Origin of the sequence: Tumidithrix helvetica PCC 7403, assembly GCF_965232925.1 — a bacterium.
Classification (GTDB): Bacteria; Cyanobacteriota; Cyanobacteriia; order Pseudanabaenales; family Pseudanabaenaceae; genus Tumidithrix; species Tumidithrix helvetica.
In genome coordinates this window covers 54107-80438 of record NZ_CBDDRA010000010.1, presented here as the reverse complement: position 1 = coordinate 80438, position 26332 = coordinate 54107, and the positions used below count along the sequence as shown (strand labels likewise).

Here is a 26332-nt window from a genome sequence, read left to right as displayed (position 1 = left end):
TTTATAGACTTTACTCAGATAGTTAAATCTAGGATGCGAATGAACTATGCTTCCTAAAACCCCTTCCAAATTTTTCTCATGGCAATGGGCGTTGATTAGCTCTTGTTCCACAGTTGTTTTAGCGATCGCTTTTTACAGCATCGGGAATCTATTCTCTCCGAAAATAAGGAGTAACGAACCAAAAACACATTTCCTTTTGTCAATTTAGTAGCCCAAGCCAGACAGCCAGAAGCAAGAATCTTTATTGGAGCACTTAACATGCGATCACATTGACATCTAGATGATGAGATCTAAGCATCCCAAGCGAATTGCTGCAAAACCTGCAATAAACTTGAGATAATAGATTTACTATGACGACTGAATTTCACGCTACCGAATCGATCGCTTTACATGTTCCACCTGAGCCTGTAGGGATTTCAGACTATTTACAGCAACCGCAAAGACTGATTAAACTGCTTGCCGATCGCACTAATACTGGGCTGGAGGCATTAAACCTATCGACAAATTTGAGCCAGCAAGGGTATTTTCGCTATAAGTTGCTCGTACAGCCTTTACAGTTTTTTCACCTCAAGATCCGACCGATCGCGGACATTGAAATTCATGTCAAGCCTGATAGTTCCTTGCATTTACGTTCCATTGGTGCAGAAATTAAAGGTGCAGATTTTATGAATCACAACTTCAAACTATCTCTGCAAGGACAACTCAAGCCAATCGCCGATTCCAAACATCACACCAAACTGGTAGGGCATGTGAATTTGCGCGTCAGTGTAGATATTCCCCCTTCCTTTTTGCTCTTTACGCCTCCCGGTGCGATCGGTATTGTCGGGAATAGCTTGCTGAGAAGTGTCCTGCTGACCATGAAAGAACAGTTAGAACGGCATTTGATCGAAGACTATAAGGAATGGGCTAGGGGTTTAGCTAAGAGTTTAGCTAAGTCAAGCAGAACCAAAGAAGAACTTAAATCCCTATCTCAGACAACCAATCCACGATCAAAGGATTAACCACCTCTGGTCTTTCGTCATGGGGGCAATGACCAGTATTCGCGATCGGGATTACTTTGATATTTTTTGTCTGGCTGTTGTCTTGATAGATTTTGGCAGCTTTAAAGGGCGTCCAAGGGTCAGATTCTCCCCACAAAACTAGCAGAGGACGTTCCACTTGAGGCAACAATTCCGCTGGTTTGCGACCCGCAGGAGCAGTCAACACAGAAGCAAATACCTGCTGCGCTCCCGCATCGCAAGAAGGCTGATAGAGAATTTCCACCAGTTCGTCAGTAATTGCGTCGGCATTGCGATAGACCTGAGACAACGTGCCGCGAATGCGATGTTTTTGCCGCACGCGATCGAATAGAAACTTACCCGTAATTGGAGAACTCACTAACTGGGTAAAGGCTCCCATAATCCAGCGCAAGGGATAATTGAGTTCGTCGGGACGGTGATTGAGTCCGCCTGCAACATTCAGTAAAACCCCACCTGCGGAGATTTCAGGATAGTCCGCCACCAGCATTAGGGCTAGTAATGCCCCAATCGAGTTACCGATAAAAATCGTCGGGGTCTGAATATGCGCTTGCCAAAAATCTTTTAAGAGTTGCTGCCATAGATCCAAGGAGTAATCTAACGCAGGTTTATCAGAATTGCCGAACCCCAGCAAATCGATCGCATACACCTGATAGCCTGCGGCTGCTAGAACGGGAATGTTTTTGCGCCAATGCCCAATCGAAGCCCCAAAGCCGTGAATTAGGACGAGCGGTTGCCCCTCACCCACAACAGTGTACTGAATTCGGTGTCCTTGCCACTGCCATTGGCATTGCTCAAACTGACTAGTTGGTATTTGTTGGGTAATCACTGGCTTGAATTTGGCTACTGAATATTGGATATTGGAAACTCGATCGCTGAATTAACTTTTAGCATACAGACCGAGTAAGCCCTCTCTACACTGCGTAGGATAATCTAGCCATGACCGAGGAGATTCAATCAATGCCACCCATTTGGCAGCAAGAAGCGATCGTTCAGCATAGCCAACGTTTGCTATACAGTTTTGAACATTGGACTGGAAAACCCCTGATCCAGATCTTAGATTCCCAGATCGCGGATTCGCCAATAGCAACCGCTAAAGCCCTATTTGAAGCAGACTTTGTCATTGTCTCCCACGGCTTAGAGGCCGATCCCATTCTCAATTACGGCAATCTTACGGCGTTAAAACTCTGGCAAATGGACTGGGCGCATTTTACGACCACACCTTCGCGCTGTACGGCTGAGGCGATCAAACAAGAGGAACGCGATCGCGTTCTCACTCAAACCCGAACCCAAGGATTTATTGAAAATTATCGGGGTCTTCGGATTAACAGTGTGGGGCAACGCTTTTACATTAACAATGCGACGATCTGGAATGCGATCGACGAACAAGGCAAAAATTGGGGTCAAGCCGCAACGTTTAGCAATTGGGAGTTTGTGTAGCCTAAGCTTTAAACCCTATCAGGAAATTGGTTTACACTATTTAATAAATTGATTTAGATTACTTAACTTTCAGGAAATTTATGGGCATTCAGATTCCAACAGCATTAAAGCCATTCGTAACTTTCTTTCATCCTGTTTTGATGACCTTGACCCTTATATTGGCTCTCTATGCTTTATATCTGGGTATCCAATTTCGACGGGCGCGTAGTGCCGAGGGTGAAACCAAAAAAGCCATGATGTCAGCCCGTTACAACCTTCAACATTACAAAATTGGTTCTCTCTTTTTGGTTTTGATGGTTGTGGGTTGTGTGGGCGGTATGGCAGTGACCTATATCAACAACAATAAATTGTTTCCTGGCCCCCATCTGTTTGCTGGGCTTGGTTTAGCAGCCTTGGCAGCTCTATCTGCCTCGCTTGCACCATTTATGCAACAGGGCAAAGAGTGGGCAAGAATTACCCACATCAGCATCAACGTATCCTTGGTTGCGATCTTTGCTTGGCAGACCATTACGGGTTTTGATATCGTGCTGCGCCTCATCGATCAAATGTCGAAAGCAACTGCTTAACTGACAAAATTCAAGAAGACCTGTAGGGGCAATTCATGAATTGCCCCTACGCCAAAAGAAGGTAGAGATGATATAAATCATCTCTACCTTCTACCTTTTTGATTCTCTGCCCCTAAGCTGACCAGAATTGGCTAGAACCAACCGTGATTTTGAACGGCGGCGAGCATTTTATCGATCGCTTCTTCAAGCGCGATCGCGCCGAGATCGCCATGCTTGCGACTGCGAATACTGAGCGTGTTCGCCTCAACTTCCTTAGCACCAATCACTGCCATTACGGGAATCTTTTCTAGCTCGGCTTTGCGAATTTGTTTTGCCATGCGATCGCCGCTGTTATCGACCTGCACGCGCAACCCCGCCTTCTGCATTTGGGCGGCAACCTGATTGGCATAGTCTAGCAGTTGATCGGACACAGCAATAATTCGCGCTTGAATCGGAGCCAACCACAAGGGAAAGTCACCCGCGAAGTTTTCGACCAGAATGCCAAAAAATCTCTCTAAGGAGCCAAATAAGGCACGGTGAATCATGATGGGGCGATGGCGATTACCATCTTCTCCGACATACTCCATGTCAAAACGTTCGGGTAAATTGAAGTCCACCTGAATCGTAGAACATTGCCAACGCCGCCCGATCGCATCTTCAATCTTGATATCGATCTTTGGCCCGTAAAACGCACCACCACCCTCATCCACGATATAGTTCCAACCTTTTTGGTCGAGAGCATTTCGCAAGGCACTAGTAGCTTTATCCCAAATCTCTTCAGAACCGACGTATTTCTCTGGGCGTGTGGAGAGATTCACCTCGTAGTTCTCAAAGCCAAATGTAGTCAAAATCATCTCAGCTAGGTTTAGTACCCCCAAGATCTCATCTGCAATCTGAGCCTCAGTGCAGAAAATATGGGCATCATCTTGGGTAAAGCCGCGCACGCGCATTAGACCGTGCATGGTTCCCGATCGCTCGTAGCGATAGACTGTTCCCAACTCTGCCCAACGCATGGGTAGCTCTCGATAGGAGTGCAGAGAATCTTTGTAAATCAACACATGGAAAGGACAGTTCATCGGTTTGATTTGATAAGTCTGTTCTTCCACCTTCATGGGCTGAAACATACTTTCGCGATAAAAGTCGTTATGACCTGAAGTTATCCAAAGGTCAAGGTTTGCCATATGTGGCGTAGAAACGAGTTCGTAGCCATTCTCAACATGGGTGTTTTTCCAGAAACTCTCGATAATGTTCCGCATCGTCGCGCCGCGTGGATGCCAAAACACGAGACCGCCACCTGCTTTTTCTTGAATGCTAAATAGCTGTAAATCTTTACCAATCTTGCGATGGTCGCGGCGTTTTGCCTCTTCGATTTGTTCCTTATACGCAGCTAGCTGCTCAGCGGTCTCCCAAGCCGTGCCATAGATGCGCTGCAACATCGCGTTTTTCTCATCCCCACGCCAATAGGCTCCTGCAATGCTCTCTAGCTCAAAAGCATCGGGGTTAATTTCGCCTGTTGTGTTTAAATGCGGGCCAGCACAGAGATCCCACCAAGGTTTCGCTGCAACAGCAGGGTCGCCAATCGTATAGCGCGTAATGATTTCACCTTCGGGAATTGCATCCAACAATTCCAACTTGTATGGCTCGTTGAGTTTTTCGATCTCAGCTTTGATGGTGGCGCGATCGAATTCTTGACGCACTAAGGGCAGATTTGCCTTGATAATGCGCTTCATTTCTTTAGTTATGGCTTTGAGATCGGCAGGCGTAAAGGCTTCCTTGCGATCGAAATCGTAGTAAAAACCAGTATCAGTCGATGGGCCAATCGTGACCTTTGTCTCTGGAAATAGCTTTTGTACTGCCATTGCCATCACATGAGAGCAAGTGTGACGAATACGATGTAAACGCTCAGGATCGGCCTGACGCAGAATATCACTTGGCTTTACCGCAACTGAAACCATAATCTAAAATTCTTACTGGACTTTAACTAAACCTATTATAGAAGGCGATCGAGCATAACTGTAGGTTTGAAGTGCTTCATACCATGCGATCGCACTGATTAGAAATTATCTACTAAGCTCAAATCCAGATTAGCGAAACCCCTTGTCAATTCCTTTCCCCGCATGGACGAGAGCTAGTTTATAGTATTTCTCAGCATGTTCGATCAAGGCTTGAATTTCAGCCTCAGAAAGCGATCGCAGCACCTTAGCTGGAACCCCTGCTACCACAACACCTGCAGGCACATCTTTAGTCACTACTGCACCCGCTCCAACAATACTCCCTGCCCCCACTTTCACACCTTCTAAAACGATCGCACCGATACCAATCAAACTACCTCTACCAATTTCTAAACCGTGAATCACAGCGCGATGCCCAACCGTAACATACTCTGCAATTACCAAGGGTAATCCTGGATCGCCATGCAAAATCGCACCATCTTGAATATTGCTGCAAGCCCCAATATGGATGGGGTTGACATCGGCTCTCACCACGGCGGTATACCAGATACTCGTTTGGGCAGCGATTTTGACATCGCCTATCACCACGGCATCAGGTGCGACAAATGTCGCCAAGGATAAATCAGGAGTCGGGAAAAAAGAAGAACTCATGGAATCAATTAGATGTCAGCGATTCGTTAACTTCAGATCGGGTTAAAAATTTGAGAGGATTACCCCACTCTAGCCCTCCCCTTGCAAAGGGGAGGGAACTGAATTTCCGATTTTTCCTCTACCCTGCGGGAAGTCGCTTCGCCGCGAGTGTAAAGAGGAATTCTAGGAAGGTAAAACCTTCAAAGTCTAATGCTCTTGATTGAGGTAGGGCATGAATTGCAAATATCGATTTAAAAGATAAATTTTTGTTAGGGGTGCTTTCGGTTCTTTAATTGTGGTCTCCCCGACTTCGTAGGCTTTTTTGTCTGGAGGCACTTCCCAAAACACAAATCGTCCATCGACGCGCTTGCCAGTCGTGCGAAATAGACCGCGATCTAACGCGATTTCTGGCTTGAGGTAATAGGTGATGCCGCTAAAGTTAACCTGAGCTGGCATCTCAACCGCTGCCACCAGCACTTGTCTGACGATTGGCTGACTAAACAGGTTTGCCAGCGATCGCGCCCAAGTATTCGCAAGTTCCATCACCGAACTGGCTTGATGCAAGCGTAGATCTGCTTCCGTCACTTCGAGCAGCACCTGCCCCTGCAAGCGAATCGCAGCAGACTTCACTTGCTCGGGTGGAATTGGAACGGGAGATATTGTAGGATTCGTCGCAGCATTTGGATAGGGCAGAATATCGATCGCCCAAGGTTGATCGGGGTTGAGCGTAGCAACGATTTGTGCCAACCGTCGATCTAGCTGCTTGATCTTAGCCTTTGCCAGATCGTCGCTATATTCAAACTTTAAAACTTCTTGCCCAGAAATTTTCCAAATTGTACTTGCCTCTGCGATCGGCAATAAAATGCTAGAGAATAAAACGCAGAAGGTACAATAGAAAACCCAGAAAAGATTCCGATAATTACCTGTTTTAGCCAATATGTTAGCCAAGCGCATTTTGCCCTGTTTAGATGTGAAATCTGGTCGAGTAGTCAAAGGTGTCAACTTTGTTGACTTAAAAGATGCAGGCGATCCCGTAGAACTAGCGCAGGTCTACAACCAAGCAGGTGCAGATGAACTAGTATTTCTAGACATCACAGCTACCCATGAAGATCGCAACATTATTCTAGACGTAGTTTATCGTACTGCCGAGCAGGTTTTTATACCGCTCACGGTTGGCGGAGGCATCAGAGACGTAAATATGATTCGCGAACTGCTGCGAGCAGGAGCCGATAAGGTTAGTATGAACTCCTCTGCGGTCAAAGATCCAGATTTAATTAATCGCAGTAGCGATCGCTTTGGCAATCAGTGTATTGTCGTCGCGATCGATGCCCGTCGCCGTCTTGACCCACAGCGCCCTGGATGGGACGTGTACGTGCGTGGCGGTCGTGAAAACACAGGCTTAGATGTACTGACATGGGCTAAGGATGCCGTACAGCGAGGTGCAGGGGAAATTTTGTTGACCAGTATGGATGCCGATGGCACGCAGGCAGGCTACGACCTCGAACTCACGCGCCAAGTTGCTGAGTCGGTAGAAGTTCCAGTCATAGCCTCGGGCGGAGCAGGAACCTGCGAACATATTCGCACGGCTTTAACGGAAGGCAAAGCTGAAGCTGCTTTACTAGCTTCGTTGTTGCACTATGGACAGCTCACGATCGCCGAGATTAAAGATTATCTCGCCGATCGCAATATCCCAACCCGCAAGCTGGCACTTTAGGCTTCGTAATTAATCTCAACAATTTCCAGTTCTTGTTTGTCACCTACAAAGGGGCTTTCTTCAGTCAAAAACAGCATGCAATGGCATTCTTTGCGTTCGCGCATCGGTACGCAGGGGCAGTTCCAATAGGTATTTTTAACTTCTGCCTCTTTATCTTCGTAATAGCGGCAAGGACAAAGCGGAGAACCCAATTCATCCTTATGTTTTGCCAGACCTTCAATCACAGCATTGGTCACACTAGGATCGACGCAAAAGTATGTATTTGTGCGCTTTGCATAGGTCTCGGCAAACTTACGCATTGCCTCAAAGCTTTTGGATGAACCTTTGTTTTTCCCGCGTGTATCTTCTTGCTGTAACTCAATTGTCATGACTTTGTAACAAATTTATTTGACCAAAACTACCTATAACATGAATCAGGTATCGCTCTATATTTTTTGCTGATATTAGAATATAAACAGTGCGATATCATTCACAATTCTATAATTGAATAGATTTTCGATCGATATTTTTGGGTGTCATGTGTTGGGTGTCAATAGCGAAATGAAAATAACTCCAAGGGCTATTTATGTTTTTTCCATATTTTTGCTATTTCTAGGGCTACAGGCGCTCAATTTAGGACTGCCGAAATCAGTGCTTGCCGAAACCAGTGACGAGAAAATTGGTGGTACGCGCAATTTGCCCCCTCTCCAAACCCGTGCCCGTCCTCCTTTACAGCCTGACACCCTACATATCGGCATGATGGAGTTGCAGTTTTTTGCCTATGCCCGAGAAAACAATTGGGCAGCGATCGCAACAACCAACCGCGCTCAAGCTACTGTCCATAGATTACAACCAGGTGGAGAAGGGCTATATGCTTTGCCAAACCAAGAGTTAGTGTATGCCAGAGGCTTTGTGGCGGATGTCTATTTTGAACAAGGACGTTTGGTGGGAATGCGGCTGACGAGAGATTCGCGCGATCAAAGCCTGACAGCTTCTCAATTGCTAACTTTGGTGAGGGCTTGGTTTCCAGACGATGTGCTCAGCGTGATTTATCAGGTAGTTCCGACCGATCCAAGACAGTCTGTAGTAGAGACGCTTATTGGTAAAATACCAGATGATTTTAAACAGGACTTAGGACATGTCAGTCTGCCTTTCTGTCGGACGGTAATTTTTCCTTCGCCTGTACCCTTAAATATTTTGTCTACCTGTAGCCAAAATTCTTAGATTTTAGCGATCGCTCTTTACTTCAATTTTCTAACTTACCCATGCAAAAAAAACGCGTTCTATCAGGTGTTCAGCCCACTGGAAATCTACATATTGGTAACTATTTAGGAGCAATTCGCAATTGGGTAGAAAGTCAGGCTGAATATGAGAGCTATTTTTGTGTGGTAGATTTGCACGCGATTACAGCGCCCCACGATCCCAAAGCCCTAGCAGAAAACACCCGCCAAGTTGCAGCGATTTATATGGCTTGTGGCATTGACCCAAACATCTCCACGATCTTCATTCAATCGCACCTCTCAGCCCATGCAGAATTAACCTGGCTGTTGAATTGCAACACGCCGTTGAATTGGTTAGAGCGGATGATTCAGTTTAAAGAAAAAGCGATCAAGCAGGGAGAAAACGTGAATGTGGGGCTGCTCGATTATCCCGTGCTGATGGCAGCGGATATTTTGTTATATCAAGCCGATCTCGTTCCTGTGGGAGAAGATCAAAAGCAGCATTTGGAACTGACCCGAGATATTGCCGCTAGCTTTAACGATCGCTACCAAACACCTGTATTCAAGATTCCCGCACCGCTAATTCGCAAAGAGGGAGCTAGGGTAATGAGTTTGACCGATGGCACGAGCAAAATGTCTAAATCCGATCCTTCGGAATTGAGTCGCATTCACGTACTGGATGATGCCGATGCGATCTCCAAAAAAATTAAACGCTGTAAGACCGATGCGATTCGAGGTTTAGAATTTGACAATCCCGAACGCCCAGAATGTCATAACTTGTTGAGTCTCTATGCGATCGTGGCAAACAAGACCAAAGATACTGTGATTGCTGAATGTGCCGATATGCGCGGTTGGGGAGACTTTAAACCTATTCTGACCGAGGCAGTAATCGAGCATTTACGCCCGATTCGTGCCAAGTATGCTGAAGTTATCCAAGAAGTGGGATATCTCGAAAGCGTTCTAAAGAACGGTCAGCAAAAAGCTGGAGAAATTGCCGAAACCACTCTGCGATCGGCAAAATCAGCCTTGGGATTCCTATCGTTTTAGTACTGTCTCCCCCGTCTGTCCTAAAGACAAGTTATTGAGACTAAAACATTTCAACGCTAGAAGAGAAATTTGGTTCGACGTGAATTGCCGATACCCGTTTGGGGCGCACTAAAAGGATCTCATTTAAGTCTGCTTTCACAGGCAAGGGTAATAGATCGTCCTCATTGGCTTTGGCTTTAAACTGTGATGCATACCAAGTCTTAACCTCCTCAATGGTGTTAAACCGTATATGCACTTCATGTCCACCTTCCAGTTTGAGATGTACGATATATTCGTCTGGTTTTCTGGGTTCTCTTGGCATATTCGTTTACTAAGTAACTCTCGTCATATTATGCATAAATATGCCTAACAGACAATGGTTAGCGATCGCAATTGGTAACACTCGACTGCAGGCAGGAGTATTTCAAGACTCAGACTTGATCGCAAACTATGCCTGTAAGCATGATGAAATTTCGCTTTTAGCCCAACAGCTCGCAGAATTATTCCCAGATATTCACACCGCAAGTCAATTTGTCCCGATCGCGATCGCCTCAGTCGTACCCGATCTCATTACGCCTTGGCATGGCTTGCCACAAACCCAGATCGTGACCACCCAACAAATTCCAATTCAGGGCATTTATGCCTCGATGGGCGTAGATCGTGCTTTGGCTTTGTGGGGGGCAATAGTTACCTATGGCTTACCGATGTTGGTAGTTGATGCAGGCACAGCGATGACGTTTACAGGTGTGGATGCCGCTAACCAGTTTGTCGGTGGCGCAATTTTGCCTGGGTTGCGAACACAGATGCAAAGTTTACAGACAGCAACGGCCGCATTACCTAGCGTAGACCTACCAACACAACTTCCACCCCGTTGGGCGATCGATACCATTTCTGCGATCCAAAGTGGTGTTGCGTACAGTGCGATCGCCTCGGTAACAGCTTTTGTGCAAGACTGGCGATCGCGATTTCCTCACAGTCACATCGTGGTCACAGGTGGCGATGGGGAAAGGTTCTATGATTGGGGGATTTTTGGGGGTATTCTGGATTGGCATTTCGATCCCAATCTGATTTTTTGGGGAGTGCGAGAATATTGGAAATCTTTGATTTCAGATTGAGGGTAGGAGCAAAGCATTCTCATATTCAAATCTGTCAAATTGTGGCGGGAATGCTTTCCAAAGCCCTCGCAAGGCAGAGACAATTTGTAAATATTGGTAGAATGAATAGAACCATGATTGAACCAATCGTATGCGATTTATAAATCCTAAAACTGATTATGCTTTCAAGAAAATCTTTGGCTCAGAACAAAGCCATGATATTTTGATTAGCTTTCTCAATGCAATTCTCTACAATGGGGAGAGAACGATTAGAGATTTAGAGATTCTTAATCCTTACCTAGCTCCACGCATACGAGGAGTTAAGTCAACTTATCTAGATGTCAAAGCCAAGCTAGACAACGATACCACTGTGATTATCGAAATGCAGGTACTCAATATAGAAGGTTTTGAGAAACGTATTTTGTATAATGCCGCCAAGGCTTTTTCAACTCAACTGGGTATTGGAGAAGATTACACACTTCTAGATCCTGTAATTGCCCTAACAATTACAGATTTTGAAATGTTCCCTGAGATCGATCAATTAACCTCTCGATTTATCCTTAAAGAAAAGGATTTTCTGATTGATTATCCGATTTATGATATCGAGTTGGTGTTTGTAGAGTTGCCAAAGTTTAATAAAGAAATTGAAGAATTAGAGACCTTGGCTGATAAGTGGTTATATTTTATGAAACGGGCGAGACAGTTAGAAATAGTGCCAGAGAGTATGAGTCTTGTACCTGAGATTAAGCAAGCGTTTGAGATGGCAAATGAGGTGAATCTCACGCCTGAGCAGATTGAGGATATGGAAATGCAGGAGATGTTTATTCACGATCAGCGGAATGCGATTAAAAAGGCACTAAAGCAGGGTCTAGAACAAGGGCTAGAACAAGGTCGTCAAGAGGGTAGGCAAGAGGGCAAGGTTGAAGCAAAGTTAGAGATGGCTAGGCAACTGCTCGATATACTTGATGATGAAGCCATTAGTCGTGCTACGGGGCTGAGCTTAAAGGAAGTTACACAATTGAGACAACCTTGACCAAATCACATAATGTCCACCTGTAGGGGCAAAGCATTGCCGTAGAGATTTATGGAGTTTGTGGTGCGTTAATATGGGAATGCTTTGCCCCAAACCTCGCAACAACGAAACAATTTGCAAATAAAGAGAGTTTTGTATTTGCAGATTGAGATTTTTGTGATGGGTTGGGGAATGATGGCGCAAATGCAAAACCCCTACAGGTGACTATTTTTATCCTTATTTAATTTCCCATTAATTACCAAATCCACAAATGCCACCTAAGCTATCTTCTTTCCATTCTAAAGTCACAATCGAGCGCAAGGTTCCTATCCCCATGCGAGATGGCGTTAAACTCACTGCGGATATTTATCGGCCCAAAGGTATTGATGCGCCCCTACCCGTACTCTTGATGCGGTTGCCCTATGGCAGAGCGATCGCTTCCACGGTTACCTATGCCCATCCGAGTTGGTATGCCAATCGAGGCTATATCGTCGTCATCCAAGATGTCAGAGGTTGCGGCACTTCTGACGGCGAGTTCTATCCCTTTCGTCACGAGTATGAAGATGGTTTTGATACGGTGCAGTGGTGCGCTCAAATCTTGTCAGGGACAAATGGGAAGATAGGCATGTATGGGTTCTCTTATCAAGGCGTGACCCAGTTCCAAGCAGCCGTGATGCAGCCAGAGGGATTGGTAACGATTTGCCCAGCGATGGCAACAGCCAGTTTTTATCATGGTTGGTTTTATTTTGGGGGAGCTTTGTGTTTAGATTTCGATCTAACTTGGGCATTACAGCTCACCCAAAATCGCGCCCAGTTCCTCAAACAAGAACCGCAGGCTACACAGTTATTTGCAGCACAAAAGCAAATGGAGCGATGGCTAAATTCCGCGCCCCTCGATCGCTTAGAGCTATTCCAATCGGAATCTCAAGAATCGGCACAACACTTTTGGTTTGATTGGATTAGCAATCAGCAAGTCAACGATTTTTACTGGCAGAAATTAAATCCCGCCAGTTATTTCGATCGATACGATATTCCTGCTTTACATATTGCTGGTTGGTGGGATTTATTTATCGAAGCCACGCTGAATACTTACCACAAGGCGAAACAATCTACCCAACAGCCTCAACATTTGGTGGTTGCCCCTTGGCAGCATATGCCTTGGTTACCTAAGGTGGGAGAAGTTGATTTTGGTGAAACCGCGATTTCTCAAATTGACGAACTTCAAATTGACTGGTTTGACTATTGGCTCAAGGGAATTGATAACGGTATCGTGACAAGATCGCCAGCCCAACTGTTTTTAATGGGAGAGAACCACTGGCTAGACTTTCAAGATTTTGACGACAAGAATTGCGATCGTGAGAATAATGCCAAAATCTGCAGCCTCTACCTTCATACCGATCGCCAGCTCAAAGCTGAAAAGCCCAAGACAGAATCCCTGCCTGATATTTACGTTTACGACCCGCGCCTTCCCAATCCCAGTACAGCCTATCTGCCCTGCGATCAGCGTATCACCCATCAACGTTGGGATGTTTTAGTTTATACGGGCGAAATTCTCATAGAGGATTTAAGGATTTTGGGTACAGCGGAATTCACGCTCTTTGCTGCGACCTCAGTGCCTGATACCGATTGGGTTGTCAAATTATTAGATATTCATCCCGACGGGAAACAGATGCTCGTATCGATGGGCGTACTGCGTGCCAAGTTCCATAAATCTTGGGAAGCTCTAAAATGGATAGAAAGCGATCGCGTGACTGAATATAAAATCCGCTTGCGTCCTACCTGTTATAGCTTTCTCTCAGGACATTGCATTGGTGTTGCGATCGCTTCAGCCGCATTCCCACTGATCGAACGACATTCCAACACGAAGCAATCCCCTACCTCTGCCAATGTGAGTGATTTCATCGAGGCAACGCAGCAGATCTATCATAGCGATGAATTCCCTTCTTGCTTGCATTTGCCCTTACTTGCAAATGAATCCTGAGACAAATGCTTCTATGGTTGTAATTAATGTTGGATAATATAAGGTAATTAGGCTTAAATTTATTGAGAGCTAGGAGACAATACATGACCGTCAAAATTGCTAAACAAGTTTACCTAGAACCTCAGCAAGATTTACTGTAATTGCTCAACTCAGTAAAATCAACAAAAAATGACCGTCAAAAAATCAATTTTACCTCTAATTTACCTATATATCAGTAAATCATCGCTTGTTAAATGAGAATGGTGGTATTTAGCTAGTTTTTGAGACAATTTATTGGCTGAAACCCTGATTTCTTCTAGGTTGAGCAATTACGTAAGTTGTTGTCCTGTCTACCTTTTACAATTTACACAATCTAATTTACAGTCTCATCCTCAAAAAACCCCAAATGTTTCTTGAAAGGGCAGAAAGTCTGAGAACCTTCCACAGCAAGGATTTATTTGTGTAATAGCACCCTCTACCGAAGTCTTCCTAGTTCAATCCACTAACTCCAATAGTTGTAAAATCCTCCCTGGCTGCGCCCAGTTACAGGTTCCCTCCATTTGTTGGCTACGCAGATAGCGTTCGACTATTGGAGCGTTGAGTTGTTGAACTAGATTTTCGCCAAGCGATCGCTCTCGCATAGGCATATAGGCGTGCAAAGCTTGATTTCCCTGCCAATGCCCCTCAAACAATTGTGCTTTAAACTGCTTCTGCCCATAGGCTTGCCAACAGACCTTGTAGGGCATAAATGTGTAAATTCCCACGCCCAAAAGTGCATACCAAGATCCCTTTTTAATCCAATTTTGAATTAAAGTTCCCTTGCGATTCTGCAATGCGGTTTGATGGGCTAAAAGATATTGCCAAAGCTGAGGATGGCGTTCTAATTGAGCGTGACTGAGGGGCTTACCGTTCGTAATATCATAAGGAATCAGAATATATCGCTGTGGAATTGGATGTGCTTGCTCGAAGTTGGCTTTTGTCACTAAGGGAAACAGAAACTGATTGGGCAAAATTAAGTTTTGAAACTGCCGATTGCTGACTCGAACCAATGTCTCGCTGATATTTTGGCAATCCTCAAACACAAACAGATCTTTTGCGCCGCAGGAATTGATGCCTTGTCGCGGTTTGCTAACGAGATCGACAGGGATTTTATGCAGATTTTCTAACTCCTGCAGTTCTTGTAGATCGCTGGAAATACTTAAGGGAGCATCGGATTTGAATAGCGATCGCGCATAACATTTCTGCCATTCAAAGGCTGAATTTTGTGAATTTTTGACCGAATTACTTAACTGAAAATATTGGATTGGGAAAGTTTGTTGGCGATCGCGTTGAAAGCAGACCAAGCCATATCTAGTCCGAATCTTTTCAAAAATTGCTTCATATTTAAAATCATCTTTAAAGTCATAGATTTCCCGAACTTCAAAGCGTAAATTCTTGTTGCCATAGGCTCGAAAGCCCCGGCTTGCTCCATCATTCAAGAAAACGGACAAGGGCATAAAGAAATAGGCTAATCCATTTATTCGCAGGTGATTTTGTAGGGTTTTGATGATAATCAAGCTCGAAAGATCGATTCTGCTACTACCCAGTAACAGATCTTTGGAATTATGAACCAACCCATATTCGTGAAATAGTGGCTTAATTAATTCCTTATATGCGGTAGTGAGATTGGCGAAGTTTTGCCAAGGTGGGTTGCCCACGACAATATCAACGGTTAAGGCGCGATCGAAAAACAGAATATCCCGATTAAAAAAGTTAGATAGGGGGAAATTGATGCCATATTGCGATCGCATCCTCGACAAGAAGCTCTCGATAAATTCCGCATTCTTTTCATTCGCATAGAGCCGATCGAGCATGGTACTTGAGATCGAAATACCTTGAGAAACTGCTAAATTAATTAAGCATTCTAAAAAGATGCCCTCCCCTGCGGTGGGGTCAAAAATCGTTGCTCCTTCTAACCAGCGATCGAGAATGGCATACTTCTCTAGCACCCATGTTGCCCATTTGAATGGGGTGAAAACCGCTCCAACGGGTTGGTTTTCAGTTTGGGGTTCGGTTTTATTTTCTGGATTGCTCAAAGGCGAATTAGAACGCAAAGTAGATATGGGTTGGGAAGTTGAGTCGTAAAGTAATTGTTACAGGTATTGGTCTTGTTACAGCAATTGGGCAAGATAAAGCCACAACTTGGGAAAACTTGCTACGAGGTAAGTCGGGAATCGAGCGATCGCCGATTCCCGATCGAATCCAGGCTCGAAAGGATTCTAAGCACTCACAGTCAGGCTGTTTAGAAATTCCTACGGCTTGGGTAGATCGCCGAATTTCAGCAGAGCCAAGAGCCCAGAGGTTTATGCGGCAAGCGGTTAGAGAAGCGATCGCCGATGCGGGGCTGGATTTGCCTTTACCCAATTGTGGGGTTGCGATCGGTTCCAGTCGAGGCTGTCAGCGAGAGTTAGAACAATTTAATCAATTTCTCAAGGGAAATCGGCAAGGCGAGCCACTACCTTGGGATTCGTTCCTGAGCCTATTACCTAGCGCGATTTCCGCCGCGATCGCCTCTGACCTAAAAACGGAGTCGGCTGTGCTGGCTCCCATGGCAGCTTGTGCCACGGCAAACTGGGCGATCGCGCAGGCTTACGAACTGATTCAAACGGGGCAATGTGACATGGCGATCGCGGGTGCTACCGATGCCGCAATTACAGAGCTGAGCATTGCAGGATTTCAGCAATTGGGCGTGTTAGCCAAAATGGGAGCCTATCCCTTTAGCATCGAGCGAGAAGGACTAGTTTTAGGGGAAGGAGCAGCAGCTTTGATACTGGAATCTAGCGAATCTGCTTGTAAGCGGGGAACTGTACCTAGCTACGGGCAAATTTTAGGCTTTGGTCTTACCAACGATGCCTGTCATCCCACCAGCCCCAGTGATGATTACCAAGCAGCAACGCAAGCCGTGCAGTCCTGTCTGCAAAGGGCGGGGCTTTCTCCTCAAGACGTTGGCTATATCAATGCCCATGGTACGGCGACAAAACTCAATGATGCCCATGAAGCCGAACTGATCGGGCGTATATTCCCTGATTCAACCTATGTCAGCGGCACAAAAGGCGCAACGGGTCATGCTCTAGGAGCAACAGGAATGATGGAGGCTGCGTTTTGCCTGTTGGCATTGCGCGATCGCTTGTTGCCCCCCTGTGTGGGACTACAAACCCCTGCCTTTGATTTGAATTTAATCGCATCACCCAAAGAATCGCCGCTAGAAACTGCTTTAAGTTTTAGTTTTGGCTTTGGCGGTCAAAATGCCGTTGTAGCGTTTGGCAGATCTTAAAGTGATTTCTTGAAAAATATTCCGTTAACTTCGACTAAATGTTGCCAACTCTTAAAGATAAAGTACTTGGTAAGAGAGAGAATATCTTGAAAGAACCCTCTACGAGTACCACGCTTACAACCAATCTCTTGATACCTAGAATCTAGCAAATGTAAAACTGTGTGAAATAGAAAAGCCAACAAATTAAGAGATAGAAGAGTCGATCGCAAATGTTTCTGTCCGTGTCCAAAGTTATGTTCCAATTTGTAGCCCTTGGTTTTCAACACATTGTGATTCTCATTTTCCGTCTTCCAACGACATCTACCCGCTTCAACTACTTCCGTCACATTATCGATATTAAGAGCATGATTAGTCACAAAAGCAGTAATTGCTTGGAAATCGCGATAGTGTTGATGTTCAAAATATTAATTTTGAAGACCTATTACAATAGATTAGGGAAATAGTCTGTTTAATCACTATTCCCCTAATTCTTCTCTCCTTTTATTTTCGTTTTTCGTTTTTTGTTTCTGACTGATTGTTAGAGGTGCCCTTAAGTTATATAGCCATATGTATTGCCATTGACAAGTATCTACAAATCAAAAGCTCTATAGTTTTATTAAGAGTTTGATATTTTTGATAATATTTCTTCAAATAAGTTTGAACAAAGTTAATAGCAATTAAAGACATAGAAAAAACACATGAAACCTATTTGGATACTTATGGTGCTCGTTAGTCTATCATTTGCATCTATAGGCTGTGGTGCTAAGAGTAACAAAGATGAATCTCAAGCGCAAACACAGAGCACAACCCAAGGTCAAAAAATAGCCGTGGATGTAGCGATCGCGAGTTCTGACGTTCCCCAGTCTGAGACAGAATATACAGGCACAACTGCACCAATTCGAGAAGTTTCTGTGCGATCGCGTTTAGAAGGTCGTTTGATTGATTTAGCTGTTGATGTTGGCGATCGCGTGGAAGTTGGACAGGCGATCGCCCAATTGGATGATGCAGTTCTCTCCACAACTGTGCTACAGGCGGAAGCGGAAGTGGCGGCGAGAGAAGCAGAAGTCTCTCAAGCCAATGCTGCTGTTGGTAATGCCCGATCTCAAGTAGAACGAGCGAGAGTGGAATATCAGCAAGCACAGGCTGATGCAGATCGCTTCAACCAACTGGCTAAAGATGGAGCCGTTTCTTCGCAAACTGCGGAAGCGGCTAATACAAGAGCGAGATCTGCCGAACAATCTTTGCGATCGGCTGAGCAACAAGTAAACCTACAACAGCAAACCGTTGGTGCAAGCTCTCAAAGGGTTTTAGCCCAAGAAGCAATTAAACTAAGGGAACAGGAGCGTCAATCCTACACCACCATTTCTGCTCCAATTAATGGTGTAGTTTTAGAAAAAGTTAGTGAAACTGGAAATCTGCTGTTTGCAGGAAATGAAGTTCTCAAATTAGGTGATTTTAGTCAAGTCAAGGTAATTGTGATGGTTTCAGAATTAGAGATTAGCAAGGTTCGCCCCAATCAATCAGTCAATGTCCGTTTTGACACCTTCCCAAATCAAAAATTCACAGGAACCGTGAGACGCATTTCCCGTGCCGCCGATCCAGTCGCAAGGCTCATTCCCGTGGAAGTGGTTGTACCGAATAATGATGACAAATTGGGAAGTGGGCAACTTGCAAGGGTACAGTTTGCTGGCAAACAGGAAAAACAAATCGTCATTGCTGACTCAGCACTAGAGGTAGCGGGTAGACCTGCGACGCAATCTGCCAAAGATGCAGCGGATACTAAAAGCTCTGAAAAGGCAAATACTAAACCCAGTGAAAATTCCAATGGTAAATCGGGTACCGAAGGAAGCCCTAGTAGAAACAGTGCTAAACCTAATGCTGGCAGCGATAAAACTAGTGATAAAGGGAATGAAAAAGGTAAACCCAGAACAAGCACTGTATTTGTGATCGCTGGTGATGCTAAGGATGCCAAAGTCTCAGCGCGTCAAGTCACATTAGGTAATCGCCGTGATGGGAAAGTAGTCATTCTTTCTGGTTTAAATGAAGGCGATCGCGTGGTGGTCAGAAGTGGTGGCAAGCTTAAAGATGGTGATGCAGTCAAGATTAGTGTTTTGTCAGAAAAAGGCTAGTTAAGCGAACTAACTAACAGATAGTCAGGGCTTCTCCATGAATTCATTTAGGAATAACCAATGAGCGACCAAAAAACTACAGGATTTAGCGCCCTTGCGATTCGCAGACATATTGGCACATTGATGCTGACGATCGCCATTTTTGTGATGGGTGCATTTTTTATCACCCGATTACAGGTGGATTTATTACCAGCGATCGTCTATCCGCGTATTGGCGTGCAGTTAAATGTCCCTGGCATTACTCCCGAAGTGGGAATTACTCAGGTAACAAAACCCTTAGAAGAAATTCTAGCGACAACTCAAGGAGTCAATCAAATTTTCTCCCGTACCCGTGAAGGACAGGTACGGGTCGATTTGTTTTTTGATGCAGGAAGCAAGATCGATCAGGCGTTAAATGATGTGGTGGCAACCTTCAACCGCTCGCGGAGCCGTTTACCTGATAACGTTGAAGATGCGCGGATCTTCAAATTCGATCCATCTCAATCGCCAATTTACGAATTAGCTCTAACATCTCCTTCTCTGCCAATTGCGAAGTTACGTCTCTTTGCTGATGAGGAATTAGGACGTGAAATTTCGGTCGTCCCAGGAGTCGCAGGTGTGGATGTCGTTGGCGGCGTTAAAGAAGAAGTACAGGTCAATCTCGATCTCAAACGATTGCAAGCTGTGGGCGTAAATGTGAATACGGTATTAGCGGCTCTAAAAGATCGCAATATTGATATTTCGGGCGGACGGTTGCGTGATGGTTCTGTAGAACCGCTCACCCGTGCGATCGGAAAATTCCGCAATGCCCAAGAGATCGAGAACTTGTCTTTTAATGTGCGTAGTGGCAATAGTGGGGCAAATGAAACTAGACAGGTTTATCTGCGTGACTTTGCTACTGTTGTCGATGGTACGGAAGAGCAGCGTATTTTTAGTTCCCTGAATGGTCAAGCCGCCGTTAGAGTTCTCATTACAAAACAGCCTGAAGCAAATACCATAGAAGTTGTAGATCGAATTAAGTCAAAAGTAGAATTTCTTAGAGAAAAAGGATTACTTCCCGAAGATGCAATTTTGACTCCAACATTAGACGATTCCCGACTAATTAGGGCTTCAGTTTCTGACGTTACATATTCAGGATTGATGGGGGCATTATTAGCAGCCATCACAGTATTATTATTCCTTGGTTCCTTGAGACAGGCTCTAATTATTATCCTTGCGATCCCCCTAGCCACACTTGCTTCGATTATTGCAATGGGAATTTGTGGCTTCTCACTCAATATATTTAGCTTGGGGGGATTAGCGCTAGGAGCAGGAGGGGTAGTAGATTGCTCAGTTGTGATGCTTGATAATATTCTCAATGGCATGAAAAAAATGGGTAAGGGACAAGGCGCACAAGACGTAATTTCCCAAACCCAAGCTAGCAGCACCGAGATTGAATCAGCCTTGATTGCTTCTACCAGTACTAATTTAGTTGTTATTTTCCCTTTTCTATTACTAGGTGGATTTCTTTCGCTACTCTTCAATCAGCTTATTCTTACTATTAGCTTCGGCAATATTGCAGCGATCGCGATCGCAGTAACGATAGTTCCAATGCTAGCTTCTCGACTATTAAATATTCCTTGGTCGAGTGGATTTAGCGAACTTTGGCTCATTCGAGCGTTCAATCAAAGATTTGAATCTGCCACAATTGGCTATGCAGGATTTCTAGCCCAAATTATTCATTATCGTTTATGGGTGATAATCGCTCTATTTGCCGTACTCGGTGGCAGTGGCTTTCTGATGGGGCGACAACTGCCTCAAGAAATCATTCCGCAGGTAAAAACAGGTGATGTCACTGTCAATGCTCAATTTCCCGCAGGCACAACCCTCGCCACTAACCGCAAAGTCATGGGGATTGTCGATGAAATTTTGCTCAAACAGCCTGAAACGGGCTATGCCTTTACCAGTACGGGTGGTACTAGTTTTGGTAGCAATATCACTACAAACCCCTTACGAGCCAGTAGCACCATCACTCTCAAACCTAATACCGATGTTACCGACTTTATTAAGCGTGTTAATGCCGAAATTAATAAGTTGAATCTAGCGGGTGTGCGGATTAGAGTTAACCCAGGGCAAGTACGCGGGATTATCGTCAATAACTCACCTGTTCCTAGAACCGACATTGACGTAATTTTGCAGAGCAATAATCCAGAGGTATTAGCCCAGACAGGCACAGAATTGCTTACTGCTTTAGAAAAAGTCAAAGGTGCAAACTTCCGTCCTGACATCGATGCCCGTCAACCCGAAGTGCAGATTTCTCCCGATTGGGAAAGATTGCAATCGCTCGGACTCTCCACCCAGTCAGTGGGGGCAACCTTGCAAACGGCGATTACAGGCTCTGTGCCAACCCAATTACAAAGGGGCGATCGCCTCGTGGATGTGCGCGTACAACTCGATCCTGAGTTGCGCCAAAATGCCTCTCAACTGATGCAAGTTCCTCTATTTAGCACCAGCAATAATAGCCCCGTTCGCCTCGGTGATGTCGCCTCGATTCGTGAAGGTCGCGCCCCTGGAGAAATCCAGCGGATTAACCAGCGTCAAGTATTCTTGATTCTCGGTAGCCTAGAGCGTGGAGCCAGTCTCGGCGATGCTCTCACTCAAACTGAACAGATCGTCAAGGAATTTGATTTGCCCGAAGGCATCACCGTTTTACCCAGTACCGCCAAAGTTGCCAGTGAAAATCTTTCTAAATCCTTTGGTGTCTTAGGCGTACTTGCTTCATTCCTAGTCTTTGTAGTGATGGCGGTGCAGTACAACTCTCTGCTCGACCCTTTGGTGATCATGCTGACGATTCCCCTCGCCCTCTCTAGCGGCATCATCGGTCTTTTTGTCACCAATAGCTCCATTAACGTCATGGTCGTAATTGGTGGCATCCTGCTGATTGGGATTGTGGTTAATAATGCGATCGTGCTAGTGGAACTTGCGAACCAAATTCGTGAAGAGGAAAAATGCAGTCGCGCTCAAGCAATTCTCAAAGCTGCACCTACGCGCTTACGTCCGATCCTGATGACCACAATTACAACTGTTGTCGGTGCGTTTCCCCTAGCCCTTGGCGGCGGTGATGGTGGCGAATTTTTGCAACCCCTTGGTATTGTGATCTTTTCTGGTCTTGCCCTTGCGACGCTACTGACTCTTTTTTTAATCCCCTGCTCCTATGTGCTGATGCATGAACTTAGCTGGGCAAAGGTGAGAAAGTTAGTACCAATAAGAGTATTGTCAAGAAATTAAAGCACTTTCGCTCTAAAATCAGATCAGAAATAGTTTGCCCACTCATTTCCGTGAGAGCTTTTCCACCTTGTTAAAAATGCTTGAACTCTTTGGCGATCGCTGTCATTCATCCACTTATTCTATTTGAATCACCGAAAAATTTGTAGATAAATTTAAAGCATCAAGGTGCGCTTGTTGAGTGCAGCGCGATCGCCACTGGCAAGCAGCATATTTAGTTCGCTATCTGAGTCGAGATTGCCATCCACCAAATTGATGATGCGATCGGCGACATCAATGATGCGATTATCGTGCGTCACCATCAAAATCGTAATGCCATGCTCCTTGGCAAGTTTTTGCATCAAGGTAACGACATCCCGTCCTGATTGTCTGTCCAAAGCAGCAGTGGGTTCGTCCGCCAAAATTAGTTTGGGTTTGTTGACTAAGGCGCGGGCGATCGCGACCCGTTGTTTTTGCCCACCAGACAGGGCATGAGGCTTGTAATCAATTCGTTCGCCTAGTCCTAGCTGCGTCAAGATCTCTGCCGCCTCTCGCGAAGCATTTGTTCCTGGTTGATTTGAAAACTGCTTGGGAAAAATATCTGTGGACATGAGCACATTCTGGCGAGCGGTCAGAGAATAAAACAGGTTATGGGCTTGAAAGATGAAACCAATATTTTTTCTGACCCCAACCAACTGTTTTTTGTTCATGCCGATGGTTTCTTGACCTAGCACCTTGAGACTACCCTCATGAATTGTCCGCAAAGCACCGATCAGAGTCAGCAAAGTGGTTTTACCCGAACCAGATGGGCCAGTCATAATCACAATCTGACCTGGGTACAAATCTAGATTGATATTAAATAAGACTTGTTTCTTAAGTTCGCCCTCCCCAAAGTAATAATTGAGGTTGCTAACTTGTACGGATGGCTGCAATGTTGGCTGCGGCTGATTGACTCTAGACTGGATTTCAGACTTTGCAGAATTCATATCAAGCATACGGTTTAGGGAAGCTTCAACTTAGAAACCAAAAACTAATTGTCAATTTCTTGCTTAAGATTATGACTAAACTACCAGAATTTATGCAGATTCTCCACACTAGAACTGCACTATTATTAATTATATAAGCAAGAACTTTTAGTGAATCCTATGGCTACCTGCGACGTTGTAAAAGATTATCTTGCCCAATGGATGCAAGTAGGCAAGAAGGTCTTGATTCAGAGTGAAAATAAATCCGTAGGCATCTGTAAAGTAATTGAGGGCGAGCGGTATACCCAAGAATTTGAAGCACTTTGGACTGAAATTAGTACAATTAAGGCTAAAGAGGCTTATCTAGAAGGAACCAACGAAACAATTCAGGAACTACTAAGTGACAAGTGGGAACTAGTTGAATGTCCTCGATGCAATTTACCCTCAGCTTGCATTGATATGGGTATGAGAGAGACTAAAGCCTGTCCCTGCGATACCATGAAACTATGGCCAAATCTAGAGACGATCGCCCCGCGTAAGCCTGTCAAAACTGCAAAATACTTGAATAATATCTGCGATCGCTTACTAAAAGATCGAACAACTATCGGCGCTCAACCATAGGAAATGGGCTGAATGCCGATAATGAAACGTTGAAAGCTAAACCTTTGTCCGATCTGTAAAAATTTCGTAACCTGTCTCGGTCACCAGCACCGTGTGTTCGTATTGGGCTGAAAGTTGGTTGTCAACGGTTACGGCTGTCCACTTATCAGAGAGAATGCGCACCATCTTTGAGCCAGCATTGACAATAGGCTCGATCGCTAAAGTCATCCCAGCTCTGAGCTTGACATTAGGAAGTTGGTGCGTGCGGAAGTTAAATACAGAAGGATCTTCGTGCAGATTGCGACCGACCCCATGCCCAGTAAAATCTTCTACAATGCTAAACCCATTGGCTTTGACATGATCTTCGATCGCCCCCGCCACATCCATTAGATAATTCCCCGCTTTGACTTGAGCAATTCCCTTATAAAGAGATTCTTCAGCCACTTGCATTAATTTTGCAGCTTTGTCACTGACTGGTGGGACAGCGATCGAAATACATGAATCGCCATGAAAACCATTTTGGTAAGCCCCCACATCAACCTTGATCAAATCCCCCGCCTTAACAATCCGTCTGGCGCTGGGAATGCCATGTACCACTTCATTGTTAATACTGACGCAGAGCGTCGCAGGAAAGCCGTGATAGCCCTTAAAGCTAGGCACTGCACCCATTTCTCGAATCCGCTTTTCGGCATGGGCATCCAGATCCTTTGTGGTCAGACCAGGGGTAACGATCTCAGAAATTTCTTTGAGCACAATCGCCACAATTCGGGCTGACTCCCGCATGATCTCCAACTCTCGTTTTGATTTAATCTCGATTCCTTTAGAGGTCGAAGGACGAGACTGCTCTTGGTTGGCTTTCTTTGCTTTATCTCTGGAAGCGCCAGACTGCGATCGCAGTGCACTAAGAATATTCATGCAATTTTTGAGGGATTATGATCTACAACAGCTAATATATTTGTAGCCTATGCAGTAACAGGATAGGTTATTTTTGGGTATATTGGCAGAAATTGCCTAATAGCGAGGTAGATGTATGACTCAATCGGGTATGCCCCCTGTACCACCGCCCCCACCTCGTGCTGGTGTAGGTAGTGGAATCCCACCCCGTGCTAATCCTTCCACACCCCCCGCACCACCGCCCCCTGCGCAACAACAAGCGCAGGCACAAAGGTCTGCGCCACCTCCACCTCCTGCTGCCGCACAACAGCAAGCGCAACAGCAATCACAAAGGTCTGCACCACCTCCTGCCGCACAGCAAAGAACCCCACTACCTTCTGCGAACGATACGCAATTTACAAGCGTTCCGCCACCACCAAATCCTCGCCCCCCAATCCGTCCAGGTCCCCCACCTGCGATTGTAGGAGCCGGGTCGCCTTTACTATTGCAACGCGGTAGCGGACAGCCGACGTTGGCTCATCTTGTCAAAGATGCTTACGAGCAAGGATGCTCTGACCTACATTTGGGCGTAAATGAAGCGGTGAGATTTCGTAGCAGAGGGCTGATAGTGATCCAAGATCAGTATCCCGTGCCCGATCTGCCGACTTTTAATTCATGGTTAAGCGAGATCATGGATGAAAAGCAGATTCTGCAATTTAGGGATACCTTAGAGTTTGACGGTGCAACCCAGTACGATTTTGCCCGTTGTCGGATCAATGTGTTTGAATCGCTGAGAGGCACTGCGATGGTGTTGCGGTTGATTCCTTTGAAGATTCTGACCATCGACCAATTAGGGTTGCCCGAAGTATTTCGCGAACTCTGTTACACCCATAAAGGTCTAATTTTGGTTACGGGCCCTACAGGTTCTGGTAAGTCAACAACAATGGCGGCAATGGTTGACTTTATCAATGCGGAAATGCCTAAGAACTTGATTTCGATTGAAGATCCCATTGAATTTGTTCATCAAAGCAAAAAGGCAATCATCAAGCAACGGGAAGTAGGCATTCATACTCACAAGTTCGATAATGCGCTTAAAGCCTCTCTGCGGGAAGATCCAGATATCATTCTGATCGGGGAAATGCGCGATCGCGATACGGTAAATACTGCACTCAAAGCCGCACAAACGGGTCACTTAGTATTTGGAACCCTGCACACCAATAGCGCCGTTAAGACAATTGAACGGATCTTGAACCTGTACAACCCTGACGAACAAGGTCCCATGCGGGTGCAAGTCGCAGAATCTTTGGTTGCAGTTATCGCTCAGTCTCTCGTCCGCACGACCGATGGGAAAAGAGCTGCTGTCCATGAAATCATGGTCAACACCGATGCCATTAGGGACTTTATCAAACGTGGTGAAGTGGATGAAGTTGAGGCGATCATTCCTAAATGCACCTACGAGGGTATGTGTAATATGAACCAGTCGCTCTATAAGCTCTATGAGGATGGTCGAATTACCGAAGAAACAGCCGTGGAGAATTCACCAAAACCGAACGAAATGGCTCAAATGCTACGCGGTCGGATGTAAAGCATATACTCCACCCTAACCCTCCCCTTGTAAGGGGAGGGAACTAAATTTTCGATCTTCCTCATTTGGAACTTTGCA

The 26332-nt window shown here is 45.3% G+C and carries 23 protein-coding genes and 1 pseudogene; 14 read left to right on the top strand and 10 right to left on the bottom strand.

What is annotated here, in order from left to right; all coding sequences use genetic code 11:
• Positions 1-350 precede the first annotated feature (350 nt).
• Positions 351-1001 carry a DUF1997 domain-containing protein gene (locus ACP2WE_RS11230; RefSeq protein ID WP_425215640.1) on the top strand — a complete coding sequence of 217 codons (651 nt, stop codon included), beginning with the start codon at positions 351-353 and terminating at the stop codon, positions 999-1001.
• Here the strand turns inward: ACP2WE_RS11230 and ACP2WE_RS11225 are convergent.
• A complete protein-coding gene (locus ACP2WE_RS11225) occupies positions 958-1845 on the bottom strand; it encodes an alpha/beta fold hydrolase (protein ID WP_425215639.1) in 888 nt (295 codons plus the stop codon). The genes ACP2WE_RS11230 and ACP2WE_RS11225 overlap by 44 nt on opposite strands.
• A gap of 131 nt (positions 1846-1976) precedes the next feature.
• Between ACP2WE_RS11225 and ACP2WE_RS11220 the strand changes: the two genes are divergently transcribed.
• Positions 1977-2456, top strand: a complete 480-nt coding sequence (locus ACP2WE_RS11220; protein WP_425215638.1) for an MEKHLA domain-containing protein — start codon at positions 1977-1979, stop codon at positions 2454-2456.
• Between the two features lie 80 nt (positions 2457-2536).
• Positions 2537-3022 carry a DUF4079 domain-containing protein gene (locus tag ACP2WE_RS11215; protein WP_425215637.1) on the top strand — a complete coding sequence of 162 codons (486 nt, stop codon included), beginning with the start codon at positions 2537-2539 and terminating at the stop codon, positions 3020-3022.
• Between the two features lie 131 nt (positions 3023-3153).
• Here the strand turns inward: ACP2WE_RS11215 and thrS are convergent, their stop codons facing one another.
• The 3 genes from thrS to ACP2WE_RS11200 form a co-directional block, all read right to left on the bottom strand.
• Entirely contained in the window at positions 3154-4956 is a 1803-nt protein-coding gene (thrS, locus tag ACP2WE_RS11210) for a threonine--tRNA ligase (protein ID WP_425215636.1), read from the bottom strand.
• A gap of 129 nt (positions 4957-5085) precedes the next feature.
• Positions 5086-5604, bottom strand: coding sequence for a gamma carbonic anhydrase family protein (locus tag ACP2WE_RS11205; RefSeq protein ID WP_425215635.1), 519 nt, complete (start codon positions 5602-5604; stop codon positions 5086-5088).
• A 186-nt stretch (positions 5605-5790) separates the two neighbouring features.
• On the bottom strand, positions 5791-6531 hold the full coding sequence (locus ACP2WE_RS11200) for a hypothetical protein (protein ID WP_425215634.1): 741 nt from the start codon (positions 6529-6531) through the stop codon (positions 5791-5793).
• Between ACP2WE_RS11200 and hisF the strand changes: the two genes are divergently transcribed.
• Positions 6521-7297 carry an imidazole glycerol phosphate synthase subunit HisF gene (hisF, locus tag ACP2WE_RS11195; protein ID WP_425215633.1) on the top strand — a complete coding sequence of 259 codons (777 nt, stop codon included), beginning with the start codon at positions 6521-6523 and terminating at the stop codon, positions 7295-7297. The genes ACP2WE_RS11200 and hisF overlap by 11 nt on opposite strands.
• Here the strand turns inward: hisF and ACP2WE_RS11190 are convergent.
• Positions 7294-7665: a ferredoxin-thioredoxin reductase catalytic domain-containing protein gene (locus ACP2WE_RS11190; RefSeq protein WP_330483706.1), complete on the bottom strand. Its 372-nt coding sequence runs from the start codon at positions 7663-7665 to the stop codon at positions 7294-7296. The two genes, hisF and ACP2WE_RS11190, sit on opposite strands and share 4 nt — an antisense overlap.
• A 172-nt stretch (positions 7666-7837) precedes the next feature.
• On the opposite strand from ACP2WE_RS11190, the gene ACP2WE_RS11185 reads away from it, so the two are divergent.
• The gene (locus ACP2WE_RS11185) at positions 7838-8500 is read left to right on the top strand and encodes a hypothetical protein (RefSeq protein WP_425215632.1); all 663 of its coding nucleotides are present in this window, start codon (positions 7838-7840) and stop codon (positions 8498-8500) included.
• 41 nt (positions 8501-8541) lie between these two features.
• A complete protein-coding gene (trpS, locus tag ACP2WE_RS11180) occupies positions 8542-9543 on the top strand; it encodes a tryptophan--tRNA ligase (RefSeq protein WP_425215631.1) in 1002 nt (333 codons plus the stop codon).
• Between the two features lie 40 nt (positions 9544-9583).
• Here trpS and ACP2WE_RS11175 read toward each other — a convergent pair whose 3' ends face one another.
• On the bottom strand, positions 9584-9844 hold the full coding sequence (locus ACP2WE_RS11175; RefSeq protein WP_330482794.1) for a hypothetical protein: 261 nt from the start codon (positions 9842-9844) through the stop codon (positions 9584-9586).
• 40 nt (positions 9845-9884) lie between these two features.
• Here ACP2WE_RS11175 and ACP2WE_RS11170 point away from each other — a divergent pair, with 40 nt between their 5' ends.
• The 3 genes from ACP2WE_RS11170 to ACP2WE_RS11160 all read left to right on the top strand — a co-directional run bounded on the left by ACP2WE_RS11170 (position 9885) and on the right by ACP2WE_RS11160 (position 13609).
• Positions 9885-10637 (top strand): pantothenate kinase, encoded by a 753-nt coding sequence (locus tag ACP2WE_RS11170; RefSeq protein ID WP_425215630.1) that lies wholly within the window; start codon positions 9885-9887, stop codon positions 10635-10637.
• 130 nt (positions 10638-10767) lie between these two features.
• Positions 10768-11649: an Rpn family recombination-promoting nuclease/putative transposase gene (locus tag ACP2WE_RS11165; protein WP_425215629.1), complete on the top strand. Its 882-nt coding sequence runs from the start codon at positions 10768-10770 to the stop codon at positions 11647-11649.
• A gap of 250 nt (positions 11650-11899) precedes the next feature.
• Complete coding sequence (locus tag ACP2WE_RS11160) at positions 11900-13609, top strand: CocE/NonD family hydrolase (protein ID WP_425215628.1); 1710 nt, start codon at positions 11900-11902, stop codon at positions 13607-13609.
• Positions 13610-14082: 473 nt separating this feature from the next.
• Here the strand turns inward: ACP2WE_RS11160 and ACP2WE_RS11155 are convergent, their stop codons facing one another.
• Positions 14083-15663 carry a DNA methyltransferase family protein gene (locus tag ACP2WE_RS11155; RefSeq protein WP_425215627.1) on the bottom strand — a complete coding sequence of 527 codons (1581 nt, stop codon included), beginning with the start codon at positions 15661-15663 and terminating at the stop codon, positions 14083-14085.
• Between the two features lie 38 nt (positions 15664-15701).
• On the opposite strand from ACP2WE_RS11155, the gene ACP2WE_RS11150 reads away from it, so the two are divergent.
• Positions 15702-16901 carry a beta-ketoacyl-ACP synthase gene (locus ACP2WE_RS11150; RefSeq protein ID WP_425215626.1) on the top strand — a complete coding sequence of 400 codons (1200 nt, stop codon included), beginning with the start codon at positions 15702-15704 and terminating at the stop codon, positions 16899-16901.
• Here the strand turns inward: ACP2WE_RS11150 and ACP2WE_RS11145 are convergent.
• A pseudogene (locus tag ACP2WE_RS11145) lies at positions 16898-17260 on the bottom strand (ISNCY family transposase); the annotation flags it as partial. The gene ACP2WE_RS11150 and the pseudogene ACP2WE_RS11145 sit on opposite strands and share 4 nt — an antisense overlap.
• Before the next feature lie 318 nt (positions 17261-17578).
• On the opposite strand from ACP2WE_RS11145, the gene ACP2WE_RS11140 reads away from it, so the two are divergent.
• Complete coding sequence (locus tag ACP2WE_RS11140; RefSeq protein WP_425215625.1) at positions 17579-19009, top strand: efflux RND transporter periplasmic adaptor subunit; 1431 nt, start codon at positions 17579-17581, stop codon at positions 19007-19009.
• Between the two features lie 60 nt (positions 19010-19069).
• A complete protein-coding gene (locus ACP2WE_RS11135) occupies positions 19070-22255 on the top strand; it encodes an efflux RND transporter permease subunit (protein WP_425215624.1) in 3186 nt (1061 codons plus the stop codon).
• Positions 22256-22407: 152 nt separating this feature from the next.
• Here the strand turns inward: ACP2WE_RS11135 and ACP2WE_RS11130 are convergent, their stop codons facing one another.
• Positions 22408-23226 (bottom strand): ATP-binding cassette domain-containing protein, encoded by an 819-nt coding sequence (locus ACP2WE_RS11130; RefSeq protein WP_425215623.1) that lies wholly within the window; start codon positions 23224-23226, stop codon positions 22408-22410.
• 150 nt (positions 23227-23376) lie between these two features.
• Here ACP2WE_RS11130 and ACP2WE_RS11125 point away from each other — a divergent pair, with 150 nt between their 5' ends.
• Positions 23377-23817: a hypothetical protein gene (locus ACP2WE_RS11125; protein ID WP_425215622.1), complete on the top strand. Its 441-nt coding sequence runs from the start codon at positions 23377-23379 to the stop codon at positions 23815-23817.
• 36 nt (positions 23818-23853) lie between these two features.
• Here ACP2WE_RS11125 and map read toward each other — a convergent pair whose 3' ends face one another.
• The gene (gene map, locus ACP2WE_RS11120) at positions 23854-24711 is read right to left on the bottom strand and encodes a type I methionyl aminopeptidase (RefSeq protein WP_425215621.1); all 858 of its coding nucleotides are present in this window, start codon (positions 24709-24711) and stop codon (positions 23854-23856) included.
• A 115-nt stretch (positions 24712-24826) separates the two neighbouring features.
• On the opposite strand from map, the gene ACP2WE_RS11115 reads away from it, so the two are divergent.
• Entirely contained in the window at positions 24827-26254 is a 1428-nt protein-coding gene (locus tag ACP2WE_RS11115; RefSeq protein ID WP_425215620.1) for a type IV pilus twitching motility protein PilT, read from the top strand.
• Positions 26255-26332: the final 78 nt, after the last annotated feature.

What these genes read in the sequence shown, in the direction of transcription:
- trpS (WP_425215631.1), top strand. Translation starts at nt 8,542, where the DNA reads ATGCAAAAAAAACGCGTTCTATCAGGTGTTCAGCCCACTGGAAATCTA.
- ACP2WE_RS11130 (WP_425215623.1), bottom strand. Translation starts at nt 23,226, where the DNA reads ATGCTTGATATGAATTCTGCAAAGTCTGAAATCCAGTCTAGAGTCAAT.
- ACP2WE_RS11215 (WP_425215637.1), top strand. Translation starts at nt 2,537, where the DNA reads ATGGGCATTCAGATTCCAACAGCATTAAAGCCATTCGTAACTTTCTTT.
- ACP2WE_RS11160 (WP_425215628.1), top strand. Translation starts at nt 11,900, where the DNA reads ATGCCACCTAAGCTATCTTCTTTCCATTCTAAAGTCACAATCGAGCGC.
- ACP2WE_RS11135 (WP_425215624.1), top strand. Translation starts at nt 19,070, where the DNA reads ATGAGCGACCAAAAAACTACAGGATTTAGCGCCCTTGCGATTCGCAGA.
- ACP2WE_RS11140 (WP_425215625.1), top strand. Translation starts at nt 17,579, where the DNA reads ATGAAACCTATTTGGATACTTATGGTGCTCGTTAGTCTATCATTTGCA.
- ACP2WE_RS11115 (WP_425215620.1), top strand. Translation starts at nt 24,827, where the DNA reads ATGACTCAATCGGGTATGCCCCCTGTACCACCGCCCCCACCTCGTGCT.
- ACP2WE_RS11190 (WP_330483706.1), bottom strand. Translation starts at nt 7,665, where the DNA reads ATGACAATTGAGTTACAGCAAGAAGATACACGCGGGAAAAACAAAGGT.
- ACP2WE_RS11220 (WP_425215638.1), top strand. Translation starts at nt 1,977, where the DNA reads ATGCCACCCATTTGGCAGCAAGAAGCGATCGTTCAGCATAGCCAACGT.
- map (WP_425215621.1), bottom strand. Translation starts at nt 24,711, where the DNA reads ATGAATATTCTTAGTGCACTGCGATCGCAGTCTGGCGCTTCCAGAGAT.
- hisF (WP_425215633.1), top strand. Translation starts at nt 6,521, where the DNA reads ATGTTAGCCAAGCGCATTTTGCCCTGTTTAGATGTGAAATCTGGTCGA.
- ACP2WE_RS11125 (WP_425215622.1), top strand. Translation starts at nt 23,377, where the DNA reads ATGGCTACCTGCGACGTTGTAAAAGATTATCTTGCCCAATGGATGCAA.
- thrS (WP_425215636.1), bottom strand. Translation starts at nt 4,956, where the DNA reads ATGGTTTCAGTTGCGGTAAAGCCAAGTGATATTCTGCGTCAGGCCGAT.
- ACP2WE_RS11175 (WP_330482794.1), bottom strand. Translation starts at nt 9,844, where the DNA reads ATGCCAAGAGAACCCAGAAAACCAGACGAATATATCGTACATCTCAAA.
- ACP2WE_RS11165 (WP_425215629.1), top strand. Translation starts at nt 10,768, where the DNA reads ATGCGATTTATAAATCCTAAAACTGATTATGCTTTCAAGAAAATCTTT.
- ACP2WE_RS11185 (WP_425215632.1), top strand. Translation starts at nt 7,838, where the DNA reads ATGAAAATAACTCCAAGGGCTATTTATGTTTTTTCCATATTTTTGCTA.
- ACP2WE_RS11170 (WP_425215630.1), top strand. Translation starts at nt 9,885, where the DNA reads ATGCCTAACAGACAATGGTTAGCGATCGCAATTGGTAACACTCGACTG.
- ACP2WE_RS11230 (WP_425215640.1), top strand. Translation starts at nt 351, where the DNA reads ATGACGACTGAATTTCACGCTACCGAATCGATCGCTTTACATGTTCCA.
- ACP2WE_RS11205 (WP_425215635.1), bottom strand. Translation starts at nt 5,604, where the DNA reads ATGAGTTCTTCTTTTTTCCCGACTCCTGATTTATCCTTGGCGACATTT.